Origin of the sequence: Agromyces sp. S2-1-8 (assembly GCF_021129215.1) — a bacterium.
GTDB lineage: Bacteria > Actinomycetota > Actinomycetes > Actinomycetales > Microbacteriaceae > Agromyces > Agromyces chromiiresistens.
On record NZ_JAJOLP010000001.1, the window covers coordinates 3,923,985 to 3,946,308 of the forward strand.

At 72.4% G+C, this 22,324-nt stretch carries 21 protein-coding genes; 13 read left to right on the top strand and 8 right to left on the bottom strand.

The window, feature by feature from the left end; all coding sequences use genetic code 11:
- Positions 1-6 precede the first annotated feature (6 nt).
- Positions 7-1,416, top strand: coding sequence for an MFS transporter (locus tag LR269_RS17835; RefSeq protein WP_231432093.1), 1,410 nt, complete (start codon positions 7-9; stop codon positions 1,414-1,416).
- A 30-nt stretch (positions 1,417-1,446) separates the two neighbouring features.
- On the opposite strand, the gene LR269_RS17840 is transcribed toward LR269_RS17835, so the two are convergent.
- Positions 1,447-2,091, bottom strand: coding sequence for a GNAT family N-acetyltransferase (locus LR269_RS17840; protein ID WP_231432094.1), 645 nt, complete (start codon positions 2,089-2,091; stop codon positions 1,447-1,449).
- Positions 2,092-2,150: 59 nt separating this feature from the next.
- On the opposite strand from LR269_RS17840, the gene LR269_RS17845 reads away from it, so the two are divergent.
- Positions 2,151-3,536, top strand: a complete 1,386-nt coding sequence (locus LR269_RS17845) for an ATP-binding protein (RefSeq protein WP_231432095.1) — start codon at positions 2,151-2,153, stop codon at positions 3,534-3,536.
- 134 nt (positions 3,537-3,670) lie between these two features.
- On the opposite strand, the gene aceB is transcribed toward LR269_RS17845, so the two are convergent.
- Both aceB and aceA read right to left on the bottom strand, forming a co-directional pair.
- Entirely contained in the window at positions 3,671-5,338 is a 1,668-nt protein-coding gene (gene aceB / locus LR269_RS17850; RefSeq protein WP_231432096.1) for a malate synthase A, read from the bottom strand.
- A gap of 106 nt (positions 5,339-5,444) precedes the next feature.
- The gene (gene aceA, locus LR269_RS17855; RefSeq protein ID WP_231432097.1) at positions 5,445-6,779 is read right to left on the bottom strand and encodes an isocitrate lyase; all 1,335 of its coding nucleotides are present in this window, start codon (positions 6,777-6,779) and stop codon (positions 5,445-5,447) included.
- A gap of 244 nt (positions 6,780-7,023) precedes the next feature.
- On the opposite strand from aceA, the gene LR269_RS17860 reads away from it, so the two are divergent.
- Both LR269_RS17860 and LR269_RS17865 read left to right on the top strand, forming a co-directional pair.
- The gene (locus LR269_RS17860; RefSeq protein ID WP_231432098.1) at positions 7,024-7,386 is read left to right on the top strand and encodes a PadR family transcriptional regulator; all 363 of its coding nucleotides are present in this window, start codon (positions 7,024-7,026) and stop codon (positions 7,384-7,386) included.
- A gap of 1 nt (position 7,387) precedes the next feature.
- On the top strand, positions 7,388-8,827 hold the full coding sequence (locus tag LR269_RS17865) for a permease prefix domain 1-containing protein (protein ID WP_231432099.1): 1,440 nt from the start codon (positions 7,388-7,390) through the stop codon (positions 8,825-8,827).
- Position 8,828: 1 nt separating this feature from the next.
- Here LR269_RS17865 and LR269_RS17870 read toward each other — a convergent pair whose 3' ends face one another.
- Positions 8,829-9,500, bottom strand: a complete 672-nt coding sequence (locus tag LR269_RS17870; RefSeq protein ID WP_231432100.1) for a response regulator transcription factor — start codon at positions 9,498-9,500, stop codon at positions 8,829-8,831.
- The gene (locus LR269_RS17875; RefSeq protein ID WP_231432101.1) at positions 9,497-10,711 is read right to left on the bottom strand and encodes a sensor histidine kinase; all 1,215 of its coding nucleotides are present in this window, start codon (positions 10,709-10,711) and stop codon (positions 9,497-9,499) included. Before LR269_RS17875 ends, LR269_RS17870 begins: the two co-directional genes overlap by 4 nt.
- A 198-nt stretch (positions 10,712-10,909) precedes the next feature.
- On the opposite strand from LR269_RS17875, the gene LR269_RS17880 reads away from it, so the two are divergent.
- From LR269_RS17880 to LR269_RS17905, 6 genes are all read left to right on the top strand, one after another.
- Positions 10,910-11,581: a hypothetical protein gene (locus LR269_RS17880; RefSeq protein ID WP_231432102.1), complete on the top strand. Its 672-nt coding sequence runs from the start codon at positions 10,910-10,912 to the stop codon at positions 11,579-11,581.
- A 226-nt stretch (positions 11,582-11,807) separates the two neighbouring features.
- Positions 11,808-12,974 carry an ABC transporter ATP-binding protein gene (locus tag LR269_RS17885; RefSeq protein ID WP_231432103.1) on the top strand — a complete coding sequence of 389 codons (1,167 nt, stop codon included), beginning with the start codon at positions 11,808-11,810 and terminating at the stop codon, positions 12,972-12,974.
- A 100-nt stretch (positions 12,975-13,074) separates the two neighbouring features.
- A complete protein-coding gene (locus LR269_RS17890) occupies positions 13,075-14,256 on the top strand; it encodes a spermidine/putrescine ABC transporter substrate-binding protein (protein ID WP_231432104.1) in 1,182 nt (393 codons plus the stop codon).
- Entirely contained in the window at positions 14,249-15,220 is a 972-nt protein-coding gene (locus LR269_RS17895; protein ID WP_231432105.1) for an ABC transporter permease, read from the top strand. The genes LR269_RS17890 and LR269_RS17895 overlap by 8 nt, the downstream gene beginning before the upstream one ends.
- Positions 15,217-16,152, top strand: coding sequence for an ABC transporter permease (locus tag LR269_RS17900; protein WP_231432106.1), 936 nt, complete (start codon positions 15,217-15,219; stop codon positions 16,150-16,152). The genes LR269_RS17895 and LR269_RS17900 overlap by 4 nt, the downstream gene beginning before the upstream one ends.
- Positions 16,153-16,259: 107 nt before the next feature.
- Positions 16,260-17,915: an amidohydrolase gene (locus LR269_RS17905; protein WP_231432107.1), complete on the top strand. Its 1,656-nt coding sequence runs from the start codon at positions 16,260-16,262 to the stop codon at positions 17,913-17,915.
- Positions 17,916-18,045: 130 nt separating this feature from the next.
- On the opposite strand, the gene LR269_RS17910 is transcribed toward LR269_RS17905, so the two are convergent.
- Positions 18,046-18,507 (bottom strand): hypothetical protein, encoded by a 462-nt coding sequence (locus LR269_RS17910; protein WP_231432108.1) that lies wholly within the window; start codon positions 18,505-18,507, stop codon positions 18,046-18,048.
- 131 nt (positions 18,508-18,638) lie between these two features.
- Positions 18,639-19,637 (bottom strand): YafY family protein, encoded by a 999-nt coding sequence (locus LR269_RS17915; protein WP_231432109.1) that lies wholly within the window; start codon positions 19,635-19,637, stop codon positions 18,639-18,641.
- A 102-nt stretch (positions 19,638-19,739) separates the two neighbouring features.
- Between LR269_RS17915 and LR269_RS17920 the strand changes: the two genes are divergently transcribed.
- Positions 19,740-20,174, top strand: a complete 435-nt coding sequence (locus tag LR269_RS17920; RefSeq protein WP_231432110.1) for a VOC family protein — start codon at positions 19,740-19,742, stop codon at positions 20,172-20,174.
- Between the two features lie 63 nt (positions 20,175-20,237).
- On the opposite strand, the gene LR269_RS17925 is transcribed toward LR269_RS17920, so the two are convergent.
- Complete coding sequence (locus tag LR269_RS17925) at positions 20,238-21,110, bottom strand: NAD-dependent epimerase/dehydratase family protein (RefSeq protein WP_231432111.1); 873 nt, start codon at positions 21,108-21,110, stop codon at positions 20,238-20,240.
- A 78-nt stretch (positions 21,111-21,188) separates the two neighbouring features.
- Between LR269_RS17925 and LR269_RS17930 the strand changes: the two genes are divergently transcribed.
- Together LR269_RS17930 and LR269_RS17935 are read left to right on the top strand one after the other, a co-directional pair.
- A complete protein-coding gene (locus LR269_RS17930; RefSeq protein ID WP_231432112.1) occupies positions 21,189-21,569 on the top strand; it encodes a helix-turn-helix domain-containing protein in 381 nt (126 codons plus the stop codon).
- A gap of 65 nt (positions 21,570-21,634) precedes the next feature.
- Complete coding sequence (locus tag LR269_RS17935; RefSeq protein ID WP_231432113.1) at positions 21,635-22,219, top strand: cysteine hydrolase family protein; 585 nt, start codon at positions 21,635-21,637, stop codon at positions 22,217-22,219.
- Positions 22,220-22,324: the final 105 nt, after the last annotated feature.

A 22,324-nucleotide genomic window follows, 5' to 3' on the forward strand; every position in this document is an offset into this window, starting at 1 on the left:
TGAACCGTGAGCCCTACCTCCCCGACCGACACCGACCCCGCTCCCGGCACCGGCTCGACGCCGGCCGTCGGCTCCGAGGCATCCCCGCCTCTCGAGACGCCGGGCGCACGCCCCACCTGGCGCGCCCGCCTCGCCGCCTCGGTCGCCGACCCGGTGCTGCGCATCCTCGTCGGCGCGACCCTCATCTCGCGGATCGGCCGCGGCATCTTCCTCGCCGTCACGGTGCTGTACTTCACCCTGATCGTCGGCCTCGCGCCGGGAGAGGTCGCGATCGTGCTCGCCTCGGCGAGCGCGGCCGGGGTCGTCGCGTCGTTCGCCGGCGGATGGCTCGCCGACCGGTTCAGCGCGAAGCGGCTGCTCATCCTCTTCACCGCGGTCGAGGGCGTGGCGCTCATCGCGTACGTCTTCGCGGGCGACTTCGCGACGGCACTCGTGATCGCCGTCGTCTGCGGGTTCTTCGAGCAGGGCGCGAACTCGACCCGCTCCGCGATCATCGCGCGCGCCTTCGAGGGCGAGTCGCGCGTGCACGCCAGGGCGGTGCTGCGCACCGTCACGAACGTCTCGATCGCGGTCGGCTCGGGCCTCGGCGCCCTCGCCCTCGCGCTCGGCACCGCCGAGGCGTACCGGGGGCTCATCATCGGCGCGGGCGTGCTCTACCTGCTCGGCCTGTTCCAGCTCGTGCGGCTGCCCGCGCACGTCGATGCACCGGCACGGCCGACGGTCGCCGACGTGGTCACCGCCACGGGCTCCGTGGATGCCGCGGCCACCGCCGACGCGATCGCCGAGGAGCGCCGCAACTGGCGCGCCCACTCGCCGTGGCGCGACCCGCGCTACCTCGCCCTCACGGTGCTCAGCGCGATCTTCGGCATGCAGTTCGGCGTCGGCGAGCTCGGCGTGCCGTTGTGGATCACCCGCGACACGTCCGCGCCCGAGGTGCTCATCGCCGCCCTGCTCATCCTCAACACGGCGATCGTCGTCGTCTTCCAGGTGCCGATGTCGCGCGGCACGCACGACCTGCGGGTCGCGGGTCGCGTCTCGGCGATCGCCGCGTGGCTCATGGCCGGGGCGTGCCTCGTGTACGCCGCGGCCGCAGGGCTGCCGACCGGGTTCGCCGTCACCGTGCTCGTGATCGCCGCACTGGCGCACGCCTTCGCGGAGGTGCTCTCGCAGGCGGGCGGCTGGGGCCTCAGCTTCGAGCTCGCCGACCCCGTGCGCGCCGGCACCTACCAGGGCGTGTTCGGCATGGGCTACTCGGTCGGTGCGCTCGCGGCACCCCTCGTGGTGAACGCCACCGCGATCTCGAACGGGCTCTGGGGCTGGACGGTGCTCGCTGTGATCTTCCTCGTCTCGGGCCTCGGCACGGCCTGGATCGCCAGGCGCGCGGCTCGCGCCGCGGCATCCGCCTCGCCCGCCTGAACTCCCGGTGACCGCTCGCGGCGCGGCGGCTCAGCCGAGCGGCTGCGCGAGCACCCAGTCGTTCTCGAGGCGGCCGCCGACGGTGAAGTGCTTGCGGCCGGCCTTCGCGAAGCCGTGCTTCTCGTAGAAGCGGATCGCCCGGGCGTTCTGCTCGTTCACGCCGAGCCAGCACGCGATCGCACCGGTCGCCCCGGCGGCGTCGAGGGTCGCCGCCATGAGCGGCGCGGCGATGCCGCCGCCGTGCTCGTCGGCACGCGTGTAGAACTTGCTGAGCTCGATCGCCGGGCGGGCGGCGACCGCGGCGGCGGCATCCGCGTCGCCTGGCTCGCCGCCCACGAGCATGCTGTATCCGACGAGCCGGGCCGACGTCCCGTCGCTGCGCTCGGCCACGAGCACGATGCGATCGGGGTCGGCCAGGTGGCTCGCGAAGTGCTCGGGCAGGAAGTTGCGCGCGACGAAGTCGGCGACGGCCTCCGCCGTCGTGTGCGGCGGGCACGCGAGCGGGAAGGTCTCGGCGGCGAGCTCCGCGAGCGGCTCGACATCGGTCGCGGCCGCAGGACGGATGAGGAGTTCGGTCACGGCGCTCACGCCGCGATTCTGCCAGAGCACGACCCGCAGCGCGCCGAACGTGACGTCGGCGATCGCCCGCGAGGCCGCGGTGCGCACGACGGCCATGCCGGCGCGTCGCCGGGAAGTCCTGTCACCGGTCGGACCCTCCGTGCCATGATCGGCGCATGGCCGACCGCAGCTCGCCGCTCCTCGCCCGCTCCGACGACGGGCGATCGTTCACGATCGCGGATGCCTCCGGCACGCCGTTCACCGCCGGCACCCTGCTGCTCGTCACGGCCGACGACCGGCGGCACCTCGCGATCGTCGAGGAGCGCGGCGCGGCCGGCGGCGAGCCCGACGCCGTGCTCGGTCGCCTGATCGGCATCATCGACGGCACCCGGTTCGACCCTCGGGGCGGCTCGCCGTTCTCCGACGCCGTGGTCGAGATCGCCGACGCCGACACCATCGACCTCGTGCACGCGGCGATGGGCGCGACGCTCGAGATCGGCGTGAACCTCAGCCCGCCGATCCGCCCGGCGCGACTGCTCAGTCATCGCTTCAACCGGCACACCTTCTGGTGCGGGCAGAGCGGGTCGGGCAAGACGTACGCCCTCGGCGTCGTGCTCGAGCAGCTCATCGCGCACACCGCGCTGCCCGTCGTGGTCTTCGACCCGAACTCCGACTTCGTGCGGCTCGGCGAGCTCAACCCCGGCGCGAGCGGGCCAACGGCCGAACTGCTGGGCCAACGCGACATCCGCGTGCTGCGCCCGAGCACGCCGGGCGCCGAGCCGTTGCGCGCCCGCTTCCCCGCCCTGAGCCTCGAGGCGAAGGCCGCGGTGCTCCGCCTCGACCCGGTCGCCGACCGCGAGGAGTTCAACGCGGTCGTGCATCTCGGCGACACGCTCAGCGCCGACGAGCCCGACGAGGTGCTGCCCGAGCTGCTCGGCTCCGACGATCCGGTGCGTCGTGCGCTCGGCCTTCGCATCGAGAACATGGGCCTCCTGAACTGGGAGGTGTGGGCGGGCCACGACCGCGAGGCGACGCTCGTCATCGACGAACGCGCCGACGCGACCGTGCTCGACCTGGGCGGGTTCTCGACGCCCGACCAGCACCTCGTCGTCGCGCTGTCGGTGCTCGAGGAGCTCTGGGAGCGGCGCGAGGAGCGGCGGCCCACCCTGCTCGTGATCGACGAGGCGCACAACCTCTGCTCCCCCGCGCTCACGTCGCCCCTCGCGATCGCGGTGCGCGACCGCATCGAGCAGATCGCCGCAGAGGGCCGCAAGTACGGCCTCTGGCTGCTCATCTCGACGCAGCGCCCGTCGAAGGTGCACCCCGGCATCGTCTCCCAGTGCGACAACCTCGCCCTCATGAAGATGAGCTCGCCGATCGATCTCGCGGGCATCGCCGAGTACTTCGGGTATGCGCCGGCCGCGCTCGTCGCGCGCTCGCCGTGGTTCCGCCAGGGCGAGGCGCTCTTCGCCGGCGGTTTCGCCCCCGCGCCGACCCTGCTCGCGATGAACCGGCGTCTCACGCCCGAGGGCGGAAGCGACGTGGGCGTGCCCCTGCGCTGACCGCGGTCGCTCGGTGATCGGCGTCGGTCGGTCGAGCGGTCGAGCGGTCGAGTGCAGCGTCTCGAGACCACCGCGGCACAGCAGGATGCCTCGGCGGGATCGTGTCCCGCCGAGGCATCCCCTCGATCAGCCCGTCACAGGAACCGGGCGTAGGCCCCCAGCGTGAGGAACGTGGGGAACTCGGGCTCGAGCGCGACCGAGCGGAACACCTGGATGGCGTCGTCGAAGCGGTCGCCCTCGAATCGGGGCAGGCTGCGCACCGCCTCGCCCATCGCCCCGACGATGTACGTCTGGTCGATGCGGGTGCCCTCTGCGGTGACGGTGTTGTCGTGCAGCCACTGCCAGATCTGCGACCGCGAGATCTCGGCCGTCGCCGCGTCCTCCATGAGGTTCTCGATCGCCGCGGCGCCGATGCCGCGCAGCCACGACTCGATGTAGCGGATCGCGATCTGGATGTTGTCGATCACTCCCGCCTCGGTGACGGCGCCGCCCACCGACGGGATGTCGAGCAGCTGGGCACCGGTCACCTCGACGTCCTCGCGCAGGCGGTCGAGCTGGTTCGGCCGCTCGCCGAGCACCGCGTCGAACTCGGCCCGTGCCGTCGGGATGAGGTCGGGGTGCGCCACCCAGGTGCCGTCGAACCCGTCGCCGGCCTCTCGGCGCTTGTCGGCCGACACCGCGGCGAGCGCACGCTCGGTCACCTCGGGGTCTCGGCGGTTCGGGATGAACGCGCTCATGCCGCCGATGGCATACGCACCGCGCTGGTGCGCCGTCGAGACGAGCAGCTCGGTGTAGGCCCGCATGAACGGCACCGTCATCGTGATCTGCGTGCGGTCGGGGAACACCCAGCGGCGGCCCCGGCTGCGGAACGTCTTCACGATCGAGAAGATGTAGTCCCAGCGACCGGCGTTGAGGCCCGCGCAGTGGTCGCGCAGCTCGAAGAGGATCTCCTCCATCTGGAAGGCGGCCTGGATGGTCTCGATGAGCACCGTCGCCCGGACGGTGCCCTGCGGGATGCCGACGTAGTCCTGCGCGAACACGAAGATGTCGTTCCAGAGCTTCGCCTCGCGGTGCGACTCGAGCTTCGGCAGGTAGAAGTACGGACCCCGGCCGAGCTCGATGAGCCGGCGTGCGTTGTGGAAGAAGTAGAGCCCGAAGTCGACGAGCGAGCCCGAGGCGTGCATGGCGCGGCCCGAGCGGTCGTGGAACTTCAGGTGCTTCTCGGTCAGGTGCCAGCCGCGCGGGCGGAACACGATCGTCGGGGTCTCCGTGATCGGGCGCTCGAGACGGTACTGCCGGCCCTCGGGGCTCGTGAACTCGAGCCGGTCGCGCAGGGCGTCGAACAGGCTCAGCTGGCCCTCGACGACGTTGCGCCAGGTGGGGCTCGTCGCGTCCTCCTGGTCGGCGAGCCAGACCTTCGCGTCGCTGTTGAGCGCGTTGATCGCCATCTTGCGGTCGGTCGGGCCGGTGATCTCGACGCGGCGGTCCTCGAGGCCGGGGCCGGCGCCGGCGACGCGCCAGCTGCGGTCCTCGCGGATGCGGGCGGTCTCGGGCAGGAACTTCGGGTCGCGCCCGTTCGCGGCGTCGACCCGGGTCTGCAGCCGGGCGGCGAGCAGCTCGTGCCGGGTGTGCGCGAACCGGTCGTGCAGCTCGGCGATGAACTCGAGCGCCTCGGGCGTGAGGATCTCGTCGTACCGCTCGCCGAGCTGGGCGGTGATCTCGATGCGCGGGTCGACGACGGCGAAGCTGCCCGTCGCGGTGCGCGGTTCGGTCTCGGCGCGTTCGAGGGTGATGGTGCTCATGGTTTCGTCTCCTTGCGACGTGCCGGCCGAGGAGCGCGGAGCGGGTGTCGAGACCGGTGTGGTGGTCTCGACACGGCGCTTCGCGCCTCCTCGACCGACGGATGCGTCAGTGGTTGAACTGGTCTTCCTCGGTCGATCCGACGAGGGCGAGCGTGGCGCTCTGCGGGTTCAGCGCGGTGGCGATCTGGTCGAAGTAGCCGGTGCCGACCTCGCGCTGGTGGCGCGTGGCGGTGTAGCCGGCGGCCTCCGAGGCGAATTCCGCCTCCTGGAGCTCGACGTAGGCCGACATGTGACGCTCGTTGTAGTCCTTGGCGAGCGTGAACATGGAGTGGTTGAGGGCGTGGAAGCCCGCGAGGGTGATGAACTGGAACGCGTAGCCCATCGACGCGAGCTCCCGCTGGAACTTCGCGATCTGGTCGTCGTCGAGGTGGCGCTTCCAGTTGAACGACGGCGAGCAGTTGTACGAGAGGCGCTTGCCGGGGAACTTCGCGTGCACGGCCTCGGCGAACCGGCGGGCGAGCTCGAGGTCGGGCTCGGCCGACTCGACCCAGAGCAGGTCGGCGTACTCGGCGTAGGCGAGGCCGCGGGCGATGACCGGCTCGATGCCGTTCTGCACCTCGTAGAAGCCCTCGGCGGTGCGCTCGCCCGTCACGAACGGGCGGTCGCGCTCGTCGTGGTCGCTCGTCAGCAGCGTCGCGGCGAGCGCGTCGGTACGGGCGATGATGATCGACGGCACGCCCGCGACGTCGGCCGCGAGGCGGGCCGCGTTGATCGTGCGGATGTGCTGCGAGGTGGGGATGAGCACCTTGCCGCCCATGTGCCCGCACTTCTTCTCGCTCGCGAGCTGGTCCTCCCAGTGCACGCCCGCGGCTCCGGCCTCGATCATCTGGTGCATGAGCTCGTAGGCGTTGAGCGGTCCGCCGAAGCCCGCCTCGGCGTCGGCGACGATCGGCGCCATCCAGTCGGCGATGCCCGTGGCCGAGGCATCCGTCTCGATCTGGCCGGCCCGGAGGAGCGCGTTGTTGATGCGGCGCACGACGGCCGGCACCGAGTTCGCGGGGTAGAGCGACTGGTCGGGGTAGGTCTGGCCCGAGAGGTTCGCGTCGGCGGCGACCTGCCAGCCGCTCAGGTAGATCGCCTTGAGGCCCGCGCGAACCTGCTGCACGGCCTGGTTGCCGGTGAGGGCGCCGAGCGCGGCCGACCACTCGGGGTCCTCCATGCGCTCGAACGCGTTCCCGGTGTTCTTCTGGATGTTCTCCCAGAGCTTCTCGGCGCCGCGCTTGGCGAGCGTGCGCTCCTCCCGCACGGGGCCGCGGAGCGCGATGACGTCTTCGGCGGTGTAGTCGCGCTTGACGCCCTCCCAGCGCGGGTCGGCGTCCCACTCGAGCTGCAGCTCGGCAGCGGTCTGGGTCTGGTCGCCGGGGCGGGTGGGGGTGCTCATCGTCGTGCTCCTTCGGTCGTGCGGGGTCGTGATGCGGGATGCCTCGTGGCGGGGCGTCCGCTCGTCGTGAAACCCATGCTGCGCCCGCCGGGACGGGCCGCATCGACGATCCGGGGGGTGAACTTCTGCGGTATTTCTGCGGCACGGAAGAAGCGCCACCGGTTGGCCGCCGCTCGCCTCCACCGGCGCCGTCGTGGTACCTTGCAGTTCTAGGTATCTAGCAGCTCAAGGTATGGAGACGGTCATGCGCATCGGCAAAGACCTGGTCGCGGCGGCCGCGACGCCCGTCGTGCTCGGCATCCTCGCCGAGGGCGAGTCGTACGGGTACGCGATCCTGCAGCGGATCACCGCCCTGTCGGGCGGTGAGCTCGAGTGGAGCGACGGCATGCTCTACCCCCTCCTGCACCGGCTCGAGCGACTCGGGCACGTGCACTCCGAGTGGCGTCAGAGCGACTCGGGCCGGCCGCGCAAGCACTACCGCCTGAGCGAGCAGGGTGAGGCGGTGCTCGCCGAGCAGCGCCGGCAGTGGTCGGTCGTCGGCGACGTGCTGAGCAAGGTGTGGCCCGACGACCGCCCCCGGCTGCGCCTCGCGCTCGGGGAGGTCTGACGTGCCGATCGACGCGCCCCACGACCTGCCGACCGACCTCGACGCGCTCGTCGCCTCGTGGCGGCGATGGATGCAGCGGCACGATGCGATGAGCGCGACCGACCTCGCCGAGCTCGAGAGCCACCTCTACGACACCGTCGACCACTTCGTCGCCGCCGGGCTCACCCCCGACGAGGCGTTCCTGGTCGCGGTGAAGCGCCTCGGCGCGACCGACGATCTCTCCCGCGAGTACGCACGAGAGCACTCCGAGCGGCTCTGGAAGCAGCTCGTGCTGACGGGCGACGGCGGCACCGACGCCGTCGATGAGGAGGACGCCGCCCGTCCCCTCCCGTTCCACCGCCGGGCGAACGGGCTCGCCGTCGCGCTGGCGCTCGGCGCCGGCGCCGGCCTCGCCGTGAAGGCCGTGGACCTCGCGACCGACGACCCCGCCCAGGTCGTGCTGAACAGTGCCGTGATCGTGCTGCCGTTCCTCGCGCTCTGGTTCGCGTGGCGCCGCCGGCCCTCCCTCGGGGTGCTCGCGACCGTGGGCGCCGTCTTCCTCGTCACCGGGCTCGCGCTCAACCTCTACCCGTTCGCGGTCCCCGACACGGCCACCGCCGGATCCGAGGTCGCCGGGATCACCGCGGCGACGGAGATCATCGCGATGATCGGCTCGTTCGTCGTGCTCTGGCTCGCGGTCGGCATCGCCTACGCCGGCAGCGGCTGGCGCGACGAGCGCACCCGCATGGACGTCGTGCGCTTCAGCGGCGAGTGGTTCGTCTACTACCTGCTCATCGCCCTCGGCGGTGGCGCGCTCTCGGCGCTGACGGTCGCGGTGTTCGCCTCGATCGGCGTCGACGTGATGCAGTTCGTGGGCGAGTGGGTGCTGCCGCTCGGCGCGGCGGGAGCGGTGCTCGTCGCGGCGTGGCTCGTCGGGGCGAAGCAGCGCGTGATCGAGAACATCGCCCCCGTGCTCACGAAGGTCTTCACACCCCTGTTCACCCTCTTGCTGCTCGCGCTCGTCGTCGCGGCGCTCGTGCAGTGGAACCTCGTCGACGCGAGCCGCGACCTGCTCATCGCCTTCGACGCCGTGCTCGTCGTGGTGGTCGGCCTCCTCGTCTACTCGATCTCGGCGCGCGACCCGCTGCTGCCGCCCGGGTGGTTCGACCGACTGCAGGCCCTGATGCTCGCGAGCGCCCTCGTGCTCGACGTGGTCGTCCTCATCGCGATGCTCGGGCGCACCGGCGAGTTCGGCTTCAGCGCGAACAAGACCGCGTCGCTCGGCCTCAACCTCATCCTGCTCGTCAACCTCGCCTGGGCGATGCGCCTGCAGGTCGGCTTCCTGCGGCGTCGCACGGGCTTCGGCGCGCTCGAGCGCTGGCAGACCGCGATGCTCCCGGTGTACTTCGCGTGGGCCGCGATCCTCGTCGTGGTCTTCCCGCCGCTGTTCGGCTTCGCCTGAGCTATCCGCCTGCCGCGTGTTCGCCGGGTCGCACGAGCCCCGACTCGTAGGCGGCGACGACGGCCTGCACCCGGTCGCGCACACCGAGCTTCACGAACAGGCGGGTGATGTGCGCCTTGACCGTGGCCTCGCTGAGGAAGAGCTCAGCGCCGATCTCGTGGTTCGAGAGCCCGCGCGCGATGAGCGACCACACCTCGCGCTCGCGTGGGGTGAGGTCGACGGATGCCGTCGCGCGCGCGTCGGGCGGCGGCGCCGCGAGGTAGCGCTCGATCAGCCGCCGGGTGAGCGAGGGCGCCAGCAGCGACTCGCCCCCGGCGATCGTGCGCACGGCGTCGACGAGCCGGTCGGGCGGTGCGTCCTTCAGCAGGAATCCCGAGGCGCCGGCCTGCAGTGCGCGGTACACGTACTCGTCGAGGTCGAAGGTCGTGAGCACGAGCACCCGCGGCGCTCCCGGCGCCCCGGCGATCCGACGCGTGGCCTCGATGCCGTCGAGGCCGGGCATGCGGATGTCCATGAGCACGACGTCGGGGCGGAGCCGGCGCACGAGCTCCACGGCCTCGATGCCGTCGCCCGCCTCGCCGACCACCTCGAGATCGGCCGCCTCGAGCAGACCGACGATGCCCGAGCGTACGAGCGCGTGGTCGTCGACGACGAGGAGCCGGGGGCCGCTCACGCGTGCGATCCGATCGGCAGGGGGCCGAGCGGAAGGCTCGCGGCGACGCGCCAGCCCGCCCCGGATGGGCCCGCCTCCAGCGACCCGCCGTACACCCGCACGCGCTCGCCCATGCCCGGCAGTCCACGCCCGCTGCCGGGGGCACCGGGGCGGACGACCGTCGGCGCCCCGTTCACGACCGCCACCACGACCGCCCGCTCGTCGCGCGAGACCCGCACCTCGACGGGCGCTCCAGCGGCGTGGGTGCGGACGTTGGTGAGCGACTCCTGGACGATGCGGTGCACCGCCAGGGCGTGGCCGTCGGGGATGTCGCGCGCCGGCTCGTCGACCTGGAGGCGGCACTCGTGCCCGGCGGCCTCGGTCTCCGCGATGAGCTCGGGCAGGCCCGAGAGACCCGGCTGCGGCGCGTAGACCGCCCCGTCCTCGCGCAGCACGCCGAGGAGGTGCCGCATCTCGTCGAGGGCCGACTGCGCGGTGCCTCGCGTGAGGGTGAGATGGCGTCGCGCACGGTCGAGGTCCTTGTCGAGGAACTGCTCGGCGGCCCCGGCCTGCAACGCGACGATCGAGAGCGCGTGCGCGACGATGTCGTGGAGCTCTCGTGCGATGCGCACGCGCTCGGCGGCGACCGCGTCGGCGGCCAGGCGATCGGAGCTGTCGCGCGTGCGTTGCAGGGTGAGCGCGCGATGGCGGACCACGCGACCCGCCGTCCAGGTCGCGCCGACGAAGAACACCAGGAAGACGGTGCCGGCCGTCTCGATGCCGGGCGAGCCGAAGTAGCCGAGGACGTGGGCGCCGAGCATCGCCGCGATCGGCACGAGGCCGAGCAGCGCGGCCCGCCACCACGCCGCGATGCGCTCGGCGACCGTGAAGGTGGCGACGAGCAGGCTCGGGAACGGGTTGAAGGTCGCGTCCGGCCCGCTCGTCGCGGCGTGCAGCAGCAGCGCGCAGGCGACCGCGAGCATCACGAGCGCCGGAAACCGGCGCCGCACCACGAGCGGCAGCGAGACGGCGAGCGCGAAGCCGAGCTGGGCGACGACGTTCGCCGAGGGAACGAGCAGCGCCTCCAGCACCGCCCAGAGCGCGATACCGCCCGCGAGCGCGAGGTCGAACGGCGTGGTCCACGCGCGCCAGCCGCGGGCGCCGGGCGCGATCGGGCGGAGCACCTCGTGCTCGTCTCGCGCGCGCTCACTCGTGGGGTGCCGGCTCGTCACGCTCCGATGCTAGGCCGAGGAACGGCACCCACGACAGCGACGAAGGTCGGCATTCGGCCCCGATCCGAGTCGTATCCGGGGCCGCCCGCGAGTCGAGCCGCCCGTCGACCCTCGGACGATGCCGGCGCCTGCTGGCCGTCCGTAGCGTCGCATCGCCGGCCGATCGTGCCGGCCTCGAACTCGAACGGAAGGCCGACCATGGCACCCCTCACCGAATCCGGATCAGCGCCCGACCGGGAGCTCCGCCCATCGCCGCGTCCCACGGCCGGCACGCGGCCCGCCGGCGCCGCCTACCCCCGGCCCGGCCGCGTCGGCCACCGCCTCGCGGGCGCCGCCGCCCTCACCGCCGGAGCCCTGTCGATCGTGATCGGCACGTTGCAGATCCTCTTCCCGCAGGACGAGGATCCGACGATCGATCCGCGGACCCGGGTCATCCTCGCGATGTTCACGGTCAGCCTCTGGGCGCTCGCGGTGCTCTTCCTCGGACTGGCCCGGTACGCCGGATCGAGCTGGGGCGCGATCGTCGCCGCCGTCGGCACGGTCCTGCTCACCGTCGGCACCATCACGAGTGCCGTGAACGGCGTCGACCTCGAGTTCTTCCCGATCGTGGCGATGGCGGCCAATGCGCTGTGGCTCATCGGCTCGATCGCACTGTGCGTCTCGCTCGTACGCGCACGCCGGGTCGGCCTCTGGCTCGCGATCGCCCTGCCCTTCGTCCAGGTGCCGCTGCTCTTCCTCTCGCAGCTCGGCGGCGGCACGGTCGCGGGCGCCTACCTCGTGGCGGTGGGCTGCGTGCTCCTCGCGGGCCGCGTCCAGCAGCGTGCGCGCCGGCGCGAGCTCGAGGAACGCAGCGCGACACCCGGCGCCTGAACCGACGGCCCGGGCGGCACGGTGCGCGTATCACCGCGAGCCCCGACGCCGCCCGGGCATTCCGCACCACCGACCGTCCGGGCACCGACCGGACGGTCTGTCCGATGCCGGTCGCGGGTTCGTCTGGTTCGTCCAGTTCGGGCGTCGCGCGTTTGCGTCCGGTCGGGTGCGCGGATTGAATGGCGACGAACGCGACGAGGCGTCCGAGTGAAAGAGGTGCCGCACCGTGACCAGCGCAGCCACGATCGAGTCCAAGCCGACCACTTCCACGACCGGCGAGGCGCCCGGCACGGTCGTCGTCGATGCCGTCACGAAGCGCTACGGCAACGCGACCGCGGTCGACGGCATGTCGCTCACGATCGAAGCGGGCGAGTTCATCTCGCTGCTCGGCCCCTCGGGCTGCGGCAAGACCACGACGCTGCGCATGATCGCCGGGTTCGAGCAGCCCGACGCCGGCGACATCCGCGTCTCGGGCCGTTCGGTGCTCGGCGTGCCGCCCTACCGCCGCGACGTGAACACGGTGTTCCAGGCCTACGCGCTCTTCCCGCACATGTCGGTCGCGGAGAACGTCGCCTACGGCCTGCAGCAGCGCCGCACGCCGAGGTCGGAGGTGCGCGACCGCGTGGTCGAGGCGCTCGACCTCGTGCAGATGCGCCGATTCGCCGACCGCAAGCCGACCCAGCTCTCGGGCGGACAGCAGCAGCGCATCGCGCTCGCGCGCGCACTCGTGAACCGTCCGTCGGTGCTGCTCCTCGACGAGCCGCTCGGTGCGCTCGACCGTCAGCTGCGCGAAGAGATGCAGCTCGAACTGAAGCTCCTGCAGTCGCGCCTCGGCATCACGTTCGTGTTCGTCACCCACGACCAGGGCGAGGCCCTCTCGATGAGCGACCGCATCGCGATCATGCGCGACGGCCGCATCGAGCAGCTCGCCGACGCCGACACCGTCTACGCGCGGCCCGCTTCGGCCTACGTCGCGGCGTTCGTCGGCCAGCAGAACTTCTTCCGCGGCGAGGTCGCCGAGGGCGGCGCGGCCGTCGCATCGACCCACGCGCTCGTGCGCGGTACGGCGCCCGAGCTCGCGGGGCTCGCGAACGGCCAGGCCGCGGTGCGGCCCGAGTTCGTCGAGATCGCCGCGGCCCGGTCGGATGCCTCGGCCGAGGTCAACCTCGCGCGCGGCACGCTGCTCGGGGTCTCGCACCTCGGCGAGACCATGCAGTACCTCGTGCGGCTCGGCGACGACCAGAGCCTCATCGTGCGCCGCCCCACCCCCGAGGCGCCGAACCTCACCGTCGGCGACCCCGTCGAGTGCTCGTGGCGCGCCGAGAGCGTGCTGCTGTTCCCCGCCGACGATGCGGCGAGCGCGGGCGGCTACGTCGCCCCGCCGACGGCCTGAGCCGGCCCGCAGCGCCGGCCACGAGGCATCCCGTCGCCGTGCGCACGTCTGCGACCTCCACCCCTGAACCGCGATCCCTTCCCATCACCAGGAGACTCCGATGACCGATTCCCTCCCCACCGTCCGCATCCTCGCTCACGAGAGCGCCGCGAAGGTCATCGGCCGCGAGCTCAACCGCCGCCGGTTCCTGAGCTTCGCCGCGGCCGCCGGCGCGACCGGCTTCCTCGCCGCGTGCTCGACGGGCGGCACCCAGGCCGCCCCCGTCGCGACCGGCGGCCCGCTCGAGTCGAAGCTCTCGATGTACACGTGGGGCGACTACGACGCGCCCGACGTGCTCGAGGCGTTCACCTCGGAGCTCGGACCGAAGATCACGCTGAGCTCGTTCAACTCGAACGAGGAGATGATCTCGAAGCTCGTCGCCGCGAAGGGCACGAGCGGCTTCGACATCGTCGTGCCGACCGGCACGTTCATCCCGCAGATGGTCGAGAACGGCCTGCTGCAGAAGCTCAACCACGACCTCATCCCGAACCTCGAGCACATGGACGCCGCCTTCGTCGGCCGCGCATGGGACCCCGAGAACGACTACTCGATCTGCAAGGCGTGGGGCACGACCGGCTTCGTCTACGACAAGACCGTCATCACGCGCGAGCTCAAGGACTGGAACGACTTCCTCGACGCCGCGCAGAACGAGGCGAGCGGCAAGACGTCGCTCCTCGACGACCCCGCCGAGCTCACCGGCCTCTACTTCTGGGCGAACGGCGTCGACTGGAACACGACCGACCCCGCCGAGCTCGACGCCGCCGAGGACTACCTCGTCAACACCCTCGCCCCGCACGTGTCGGCCTTCGACTCCTACCCGGGCGGTGCGGCCATCCCGCAGGCGACGCACGCACTGCTGCAGGCGTGGAACGGCGACGCCCGCATCGGCATCCTCGAGTCGGGCGACCCCGACCGCTGGCAGTGGGTGCTCGGTTCGCCCGACACCGAGATCTGGATGGACAACTGGGCGATCCCGACCGGTGCGCCGAACCCCGAGGCCGCGCACGCGTTCATCAACTACGTGCTCGACCCCGAGAACTCGCTCGCCGAGCTCGACTACATCGGCTACCACACGGGCGTCGCCGGCATCGAGGAGGCGGCGCAGGCCGCTGAGCTGCCGATGCTCGACCTCGTGTTCTTCACGCCCGAGCAGATCGAGACCATGAACGAGGGCGCGGTCACCGAGGCGCAGGCCCGCATCGTCGAGATCTGGAACGCGACGAAGGCGGCGGCGGGTGAGTAAGAGGTCCGGCGCCGCCCTCGCGATCCCCGCGTGGGCGTGGCTGCTGATCTTCTTCGTCGCGCCCGTCGCGATGGTGATCTGGTTCAGCTTCGGCTACAAGCCGGGCATCTTCGGCACGCACGCGAACGACGTGCTGTCGTTCGACCGCTACGCCGAGGCGATGTCGCCGACCTTCTTCGCGACGTTCCAGAACACGCTGTGGGTCGGCATCGCGGGCACGCTGCTGTGCCTCGTGGTCGGCCTGCCGGTCGCGTACTGGATGGCGGTCAAGGCGTCGCCCGCCCGGCGGGGCCTCCTCGTCGCGCTCGTGATGGTGCCGTTCTGGACCAACTTCCTCGTGCGCACGATCGGCTGGCAGGTCATCCTCGCACCCGAGGGGTGGCTGTCGACGACGCTGCAGCAGGTCGGGCTCATCGGCGGCCCGCTCGACATCCTGTACACCCGCGGGGCCGTGCTGCTCGGCGTGGTCTACAACTACCTGCCGCTCATGATCCTGCCGCTGTTCGTCGCGTTCGACCGGGTCGGCCCACCGCTGCGCGAGGCCTCGAAGGACCTCGGCGCCGGCAAGTGGACGACGTTCTTCCGGGTGACCCTGCCGCTCGCCCGGCCGGGCGTCGTCGCGGGCGTGCTGCTCGTGTTCATCCCGCTCATGGGCGACTACATCACCGCGACCGTGCTCGGCGGTGCGAAGGGCAACATGGTGGGCCAGCTCGTGGCGAGCCAGTTCCAGACCGCGCAGAACTGGGCGCTCGGCTCGGCGATGGCGGTGCTCCTGATCATCGTGATCATGCTGACCGTCGCCGTCGGCGCGCTCGTCGTGTGGCTCGTGACGCTGCCGTTCCGCTCGCGCAACCGGCTCGTGATCGGCGACGCGGCGAACGCCGCACCGGCTCGCCCGGTGACGACGGCGATCGCGGCGATCCGCTCCCGGCCCGCGCCGGCCGACGAGGAGGTCTCCGCATGACCGTCCAGCAGTCCCAGCCGCAGCAGCAGGCCCCGGCGCCGGAGCAGTCGAAAGGCCCGGGCACGACCCCGGCCGCGGTGCGGCAGCACCGGCGACGCCGCCCGTGGTCCGACATCGTGCTCAACGTGTGGGGCGTCGCGGTCTTCGCGTTCCTGTTCGCGCCGATCGTCGTCATCATCCTGTCGTCGTTCAACGTCGGCCGCCTCCTCGTGTCATGGCAGGCCTTCGGCTTCGACTCCTTCCTCGCGATCGCCTCGAAGCCCGCGATCCGCGACGCCGTCTGGATCTCGGTGCAGACGGGCTTCATCGCGGCGATCGTGGCGACGCTGCTCGGCACGCTCGCCGGCATCGCGATGGCGAGGCATCCCGGCAAGTGGGTCTGGTGGTTCCTCGGGTTGCTGCTGCTCGTCTCGGTGACCCCCGAGATCGTCGACGCCGTCGCCCTGCTGCCGTGGATGGTGTTCCTCGGCCAGGATCTCGGCCTCGCGATCTTCAACGACGGCATCGTGCGCCTCGTGGTCGGCCATTCGCTGTTCTCGGTCGCGGTCGTGTCGTACCTCGTCCGGGCCCGCCTCGTCGGCCAGGACGCGCAGCTCGAGGAGGCCTCCGCCGACCTCTACGCGAAGCCGTTCAACACGTTCCGCCGCGTGACGCTGCCCCTCGCCATGCCCGCCGTGCTGGCCGGCTTCCTGCTGTCGTTCACGTTGAGCCTCGACAACACGGTCATCGCCGCGTTCGTGCAGGTGTCGGGCACGACGCCGTGGCCCGTCTACGTGCTGAGCGCGCTGCGCAGCGGCCTGCGGCCCGAGATCGCCGCGGTGTCGACGATCATGCTCGTGCTCACGCTCATCGCGCTCGGTCTCGTGGCGTACGTGCTGCGCCGGGCCGGCGACTCGGCCGCCGACATCGCACGCACCATGAGCGGCGGCTGATCCGCCGCACCGCACCGACGAGGGAGCGCGACGAGACCATCGCGGCTCGTCGCGCTCCCTCGGCGTCCGCCCCGATCACCCCACCGCCGCCACGAAAGGACTCGCCCATGCCCCACGCCGACCTCGTCTTCACCGGCGGCCCCGTCTTCACCGCGAACACGGTGCGTTCGCGCGCCACGGCCGTCGCCGTGCGGGCCGGCCGCATCGTCGCCGTCGGCACCGATCACGACGTGCGCGACCTCGTCGGCCCGGGCACCGAGGTCGTCGACCTCGGCGGGCGCCTGCTCGTGCCCGGCTTCCAGGACGCGCACGTGCACCCCGTGTGGGGCGGCCTCGACATGCTGCGCTGCGACCTGCGCGACGGCGAGAGCGAGGCCGACTACCTCGAGACGATCGCGGCGTACGCCGCGTCGCACCCGGATGCCTCGTGGGTGCAGGGCGGCGGATGGTCGATGTCGGCCTTCCCGGGCGGGACGCCGACCGCCGCGGCCCTCGACCGGGTGCTGCCCGACCGTCCGGCGTTCCTGCCCAACCGCGACGGCCACGGCGCCTGGGTGAACTCGGCGGCCCTGCGTCTCGCCGGCATCGACCGGGGCACGCCCGACCCCGCCGACGGCCGCATCGAGCGCGACGCCGCCGGCGAGCCGACCGGGACGCTGCACGAGGGCGCGATGGACCTCGTTCGCCGCCACCTCCCCGAGACGACGCCGGCCGAGCTCGTCGACGCCGTGCTCGAGGGGCAGCGCTACCTGCACTCGTTCGGCGTCACGGCCTGGCAGGATGCGATCGTCGGCGACTACGGGGTCGGCGACGACCCCGGGCTCGCCTACCTCGCCGCGGCCGCCGCGGGCACCCTCACCGGCCGCGTCGTCGGCGCCCTCTGGTGGGACCGCACGCGCGGCCTCGAGCAGATCGACTCGCTCGTCGAGCGCCGCGAGCGCTACCGGGGCGGGCGCTTCGCCGCGACGAGCATCAAGGTCATGCAGGACGGCGTCGCCGAGAACTTCACGGCCTCGATGCTCGAGCCGTACTGCGACGGCCACGGCCACGCGACCGACAACTCGGGCATCTCGTTCGTGCCGCCCGAGATCCTGAACGAGGCGGCCCCGCGGCTCGACGCCCTCGGCTTCCAGCTGCACTTCCACGCGATCGGCGACCGCGCGGTGCGCGAGTGCCTCGACGCCGTCGAGCACGCGATCGCGCGCAACGGCCGCAGCGACCACCGCCACCACATCGCGCACCTGCAGGTCGTGCACCCCGACGACGTGTCGCGATTCCGCGAGCTCGGCGTGGTCGCGAACATGCAGTCGCTGTGGGCGGCGCTCGAGCCGCAGATGGTCGATCTGACGCTGCCGTTCCTCGGCTCGCCGCGCGACGCGTGGCAGTACCCGTTCGGCGACCTGCTGCGCGCGGGCGCCGTGCTCGCGGCAGGCAGCGACTGGTCGGTCTCGACGCCGAACCCGCTCGCCGCGATCCACGTCGCGGTGAACCGGGTGTCGGCGCCGGGCGAGGAGGAGGGCGAGTACCCGCCGTTCCTCCCCGAGCAGGCGATCGACCTCGCGACCTCGCTCACCGCGTACACGGCGGGGTCGGCGTACGTGAACCACCTCGACGAGACCGGCACGATCGAGGTCGGCAAGCTCGCCGACCTCGCCCTGCTCGACCGAGACCCCTTCGCCGGGCCCGCCGACGCGATCGGCGCGACGCGCGTGCTGCAGACCTTCGTCGAGGGCGAGCGCGTCTACGCGGCAGGCGACGCCTGATCGGGATGCCGCGGGCGTGCGCTTCGTCGTCGTGGCATCGCCCGACGACAGGGGCCCGGCACGAGGCATCCCTGAGATGCGGGAAGCGGGGGCGCACCCGAAGGTGCGCCCCCGCTCCGCAATCCGTGCGTTACGCGCAGATCGTGGTGAGCTCCGTGATGCTCGTAGTGAGCGACTCGAGGTGGTCGCTCATCGCCGAGATGTCGGCGTTCGCCGGGTCGGCGAGCATGCCGTCGACGTACTCGACGTACTCGTTCATGGCGGTCGCGGCACCGTCGAGCGCGGGCTTGACGTCGGCGTTCGAGACCTGGTCGGCCGCGTCACCAACCTTGGCCTGGGCACCCTTGAACGCCTCGAGCGCGGCGGTCGGGTCGCTCGCGTCGACCGACGAGAGCGACTGCAGGTCGGTGAGGGTGCCCTCGACGATCTCGCACGCCTCCTCCTTGCTCTGGTCGGCGGCGGGTGCAGCCTCGGCGCTGTCGGCCTTCGAGTCGGACTTCGCGTCGTCGGCGGAGCCGGTGGCGGCACAACCCGTGAAGAGCAGCGCGAGCAGCGCGAACGAGGCGGCGGCGAGCGGACGTGATGCAGTCATCTGTGTGATTCCCCTGGATTTTCGGTACCGAGTCGTTCCCGGTCCCCCGCTCCATCCAAGCAGGAGGCACCGACAGCGCGAAATGGGGACCCGTCCCCATCGCCGGCCGACCGCCGTCGAGCGCCGCCGGGTCAGGGGTACCGCGCCGTGAGGGCGACGCCGACCTGGGCGAGTCGTCCACGGAGTCCGACGGGTGCGACGACCTCGATCTCCGCAGCCCAGCCCGCGAGTCGTCGAACGAGGACCGTCTCGCTCTGGGCGACGACGCGCACCCGCACCCGCCCGTCGCGCACGTCGCCGGGGCCGTCGACGTCGTCGTGGACCTCCTCGTCGACGAGGCCCCCGACCCAGCCGCGGAACTCGTCGGCCGCGGCCGGGTCGACGAGCACGACGGCCTCGACGCGGCGGCGAGCGCGCTGCGCGGCGGCGCGCAGGTCGGCCCAGGCGACATCGAGGTCGAAGTCCGCGGGCGGCTCGAACCGCTCGGCGAGCGCCTCGACGTCGGCCATGCGATCGACGCGGTAGCTCCGTCGATCGGCGACGTCGGGCGCCACGTCCGCCGAGTCGTGCGGCACCCGGTCGGCGATCAGGTACCACGTGCCGCGCGTGTCGATGAGACCGAGCGGGCGCACGGTGCGCGACGCCGGCTCGCCGCCCCAGCGCGTGTAGGTGAAGCGCACGACACGTCGCTCGACCACCGCCGCCTGCAGCACCTCGACCCGGTGCGACGGCCGGGTCGCCGGCGCGTCCCACCCGCCGGAGTCGACGACGATCGACTCGGCGGCGGCCTCGGCCTCGGCGCGGAACGTCGCGGGCAGGGCCCGCAGCACCTTGCGCAGGGCCGAGCGCGCCTCCTCGCTCTCACCGGCGCGAGGTCCGAACAGGAGGAACAGCGCTCGCGCCTCGGCCGCCGTGAAGCCGCTGAGGTCGGTGCGGCCCTCGCCGAGGAGCTGCCAGCCGCCGCCCCGGCCCGGCTGCGGGTAGACGGGGATCCCGGCCGCCGACAGCGCCTCGAGGTCGCGGCGGGCCGTGGCGACCGAGATCTCGAGCTCCTCGGCGAGCTGCCTCGCGGTGACCCTGCCTCGCGCCTGCATGACGAGGAGGGTCGCGACGAGTCGGTCTGCACGCATGTTCCGATTCTCGTCGCAAAAGTAGTCAAGAGGTGAGCACTTCTGCGTTCGATCATGGATTCATCAGGGCGACGACCGGTCGCCGAGGACGAGGAGAATCCCATGCTGCGAGGCATCGCCACCATCAACTGCTACGTCGACGACCCCGCCGCGGCCGCGGCCTGGTACACCGAGGTGCTCGGCATCGAGCCGTACTTCAGCCGTCCCGGCCCCGACGGGAGCCCGGCCTACGTCGAGTTCCGCATCGGCGACCACCAGCAGGAACTCGGGTTCATCGACCGCCGGTTCGCGCCGGCGGGGCTCGGCGCCGGCACCGGCGGCGCGCTCGTGCACTGGCACGTCGACGACCTGGAGCGGGCGGTCGCGCGGCTCGTCGAGCTCGGCGCGACGCCCCTCATGCCGATCACGGAGCACGGCCCCGGTTTCGTCACGGCCTCGGTCGTCGACCCGTTCGGCAACGTCCTCGGCGTGATGACCAACGTGCACTACCTCGACATGCTCGGCGGGCCGGCGCCCGTGCTCGCGCGCGAGGGCTGAGCCGGCCGGGGGCCGCAGGCGGGTGATCGGCCGCCCGGGTCCCCGACCCGGGCGGCCCGTCCGTCAGGCGACGGATGCCTCGTCGGCGACGATCTCGTCGATCACGCTCGTGCGCTCCGGAACCCAGCCGAGTGCGCGGGCCTTCGCGCCGAATGCACGCTGGTCGAGGAGCAGCGCATCGGCGAACGCCTCGCCGAGCCGCGAGCGCGAGCGCCCGGCGCCCTCAGCGACGACGCCCGTGGCACCTCCCCGACCGACGACCGCCTCGGCGACCTCGCGCACGGTCGTCGGCGATCCGTCGCTGCCGACGACCCGGCCGAGCCCTGACTCGTGCTCGACCGCGAGCCGGTACAGGCGCGCGAGGTCGTCGACGTGCACCCACGTCCAGTGCTGGTCCCCGTCGCCGATGAGCTCGAGGCGGCCGGCGGCGTCGCGCGGCGCCTCCACGACCAGCCCGGAGAGCCCGCGACCGCGCCCGTAGACGACGCCCGGTGCGATGACCGTCACCGCATCGGATGCCGCGAGCAGCCGCTCCTCGATCGGCACCCGCCACGCGACCAGTTCCGGCGGGTTGGGCACGGCGTCGTCGTCGAGGTCGTCGCCCGCGCCGTACGCCCAGATGCCGCCGGTGTGCACGTACCGGCGGCCGGTGCCCGCGAAGGCGTCGAGCACCGCCTCCGCGATCGCCCTGTCGAACGCGGCCGCATCGGCGGCGGGCGCCGCGGTGTGGATCGCCGCGTCGACGCCGTCGAGCCGACGCGCGAGCCACGAGGCATCCGTCAGTTCGCCGATCGCCGCGGTCGCACCGCGCACGGTGACGTCGTCGGCCGCGCGCTCACTGCGCACGGCCGCGACGACGTCGTGTCCCGCGCCGACGAGTTCGTCGAGCACGGCCGATCCGATGTATCCGGTCGCCCCGGTCAGTAGAATCCTCATGCCCGAGACGCTACGGACGCGTCGCCGGTTACTTCAACGGAAGTTCCCTCGGGGGAACCGCACCTGCACGGGGGTCCGATGTCCGAGCCGAACGCCATCACCGCAGAGCCGTGGAGCGTGCTCGCGCCCGACTGCCCGAGCCGGGTCATCTTCGGGCGCATCGGCGAGCGCTGGACCATGTTCGTCATCCTCGCGCTCTCGCGCGCCGGCACCCTGCGATTCACCGAGCTGCGCGCCCGCGTCGGCGAGGTCACGCCGAAGGTGCTCACCGAGACGCTCCGGGCGCTCGAGGGCGACGGGCTCGTCGAGCGCCGCGCCTTCGCCGACTCGCCGCCCCGCGTCGAGTACTCGCTCACCCCGCTCGGCGAGTCGCTGCTCGAGCCGATCGGCGCGTTGCGCGACTGGGCCGAGCGGCACGTGCCCGAGGTGCTCGCGTCGCGCGAGCGCGCGCTCGGCTGACGCACGCCGCGCACACGCGAGCACCGCGTGTCGAGAGCACCCACCCGTCGCGCTACGGTGGGCGGGTGACCCGCGTGCTGCTCATCATCGACATCCAGCAGGACTACTTCCCGGGCGGGCGGCACCCGCTCGTCGACCCCGATGCCGCGGCCGCCGCAGCGGCGCGCCTGCTCGCCGCGTGGCGCGAGCGCGGCGAGCCGGTCGTGCACGTGCAGCACGTCTGGGACGCGCCCGACGCCGCGTTCTTCCAGCCGGGCACGCCGGGCGTCGAGATCCATCCGGTCGTCGCACCGCGCGCGGACGAAGCCCTCGTCACGAAGTCGAATCCGAACGCGTTCCTCGAGACCGACCTCGCCGAGCGCCTCGACGAGCTGGCCCGCAGCGCCGCGACGCCGGGCGACCCGATCAGCCCGGTCGACCTCGTCGTCGCGGGCATGATGTCGAGCATGTGCGTCGACGCGACCGTGCGCGCCGCCGCCGACCGCGGTCATGCCGTCGCCGTCGCGCACGACGCGTGCGCCGCACCCGACCTCGAGTTCGACGGCGTCGTCGTCCCAGGTGCCCAGGTGCACGCGGCGTTCATGGCGGCGCTCGCCGACGGCTACGCCGCGGTCGACCTCGCCGACGAGATCATCGCGCGCATAGCGTAGTTTCGAGGTTATTCCGGCGCGCGACATCCAAATTGAGCCCGAAGCGGGGCCGAAGTCCCGAGTCTCGCAGAACTTCGCAACTTCTTCCGTTTGCGGGAACGCCGC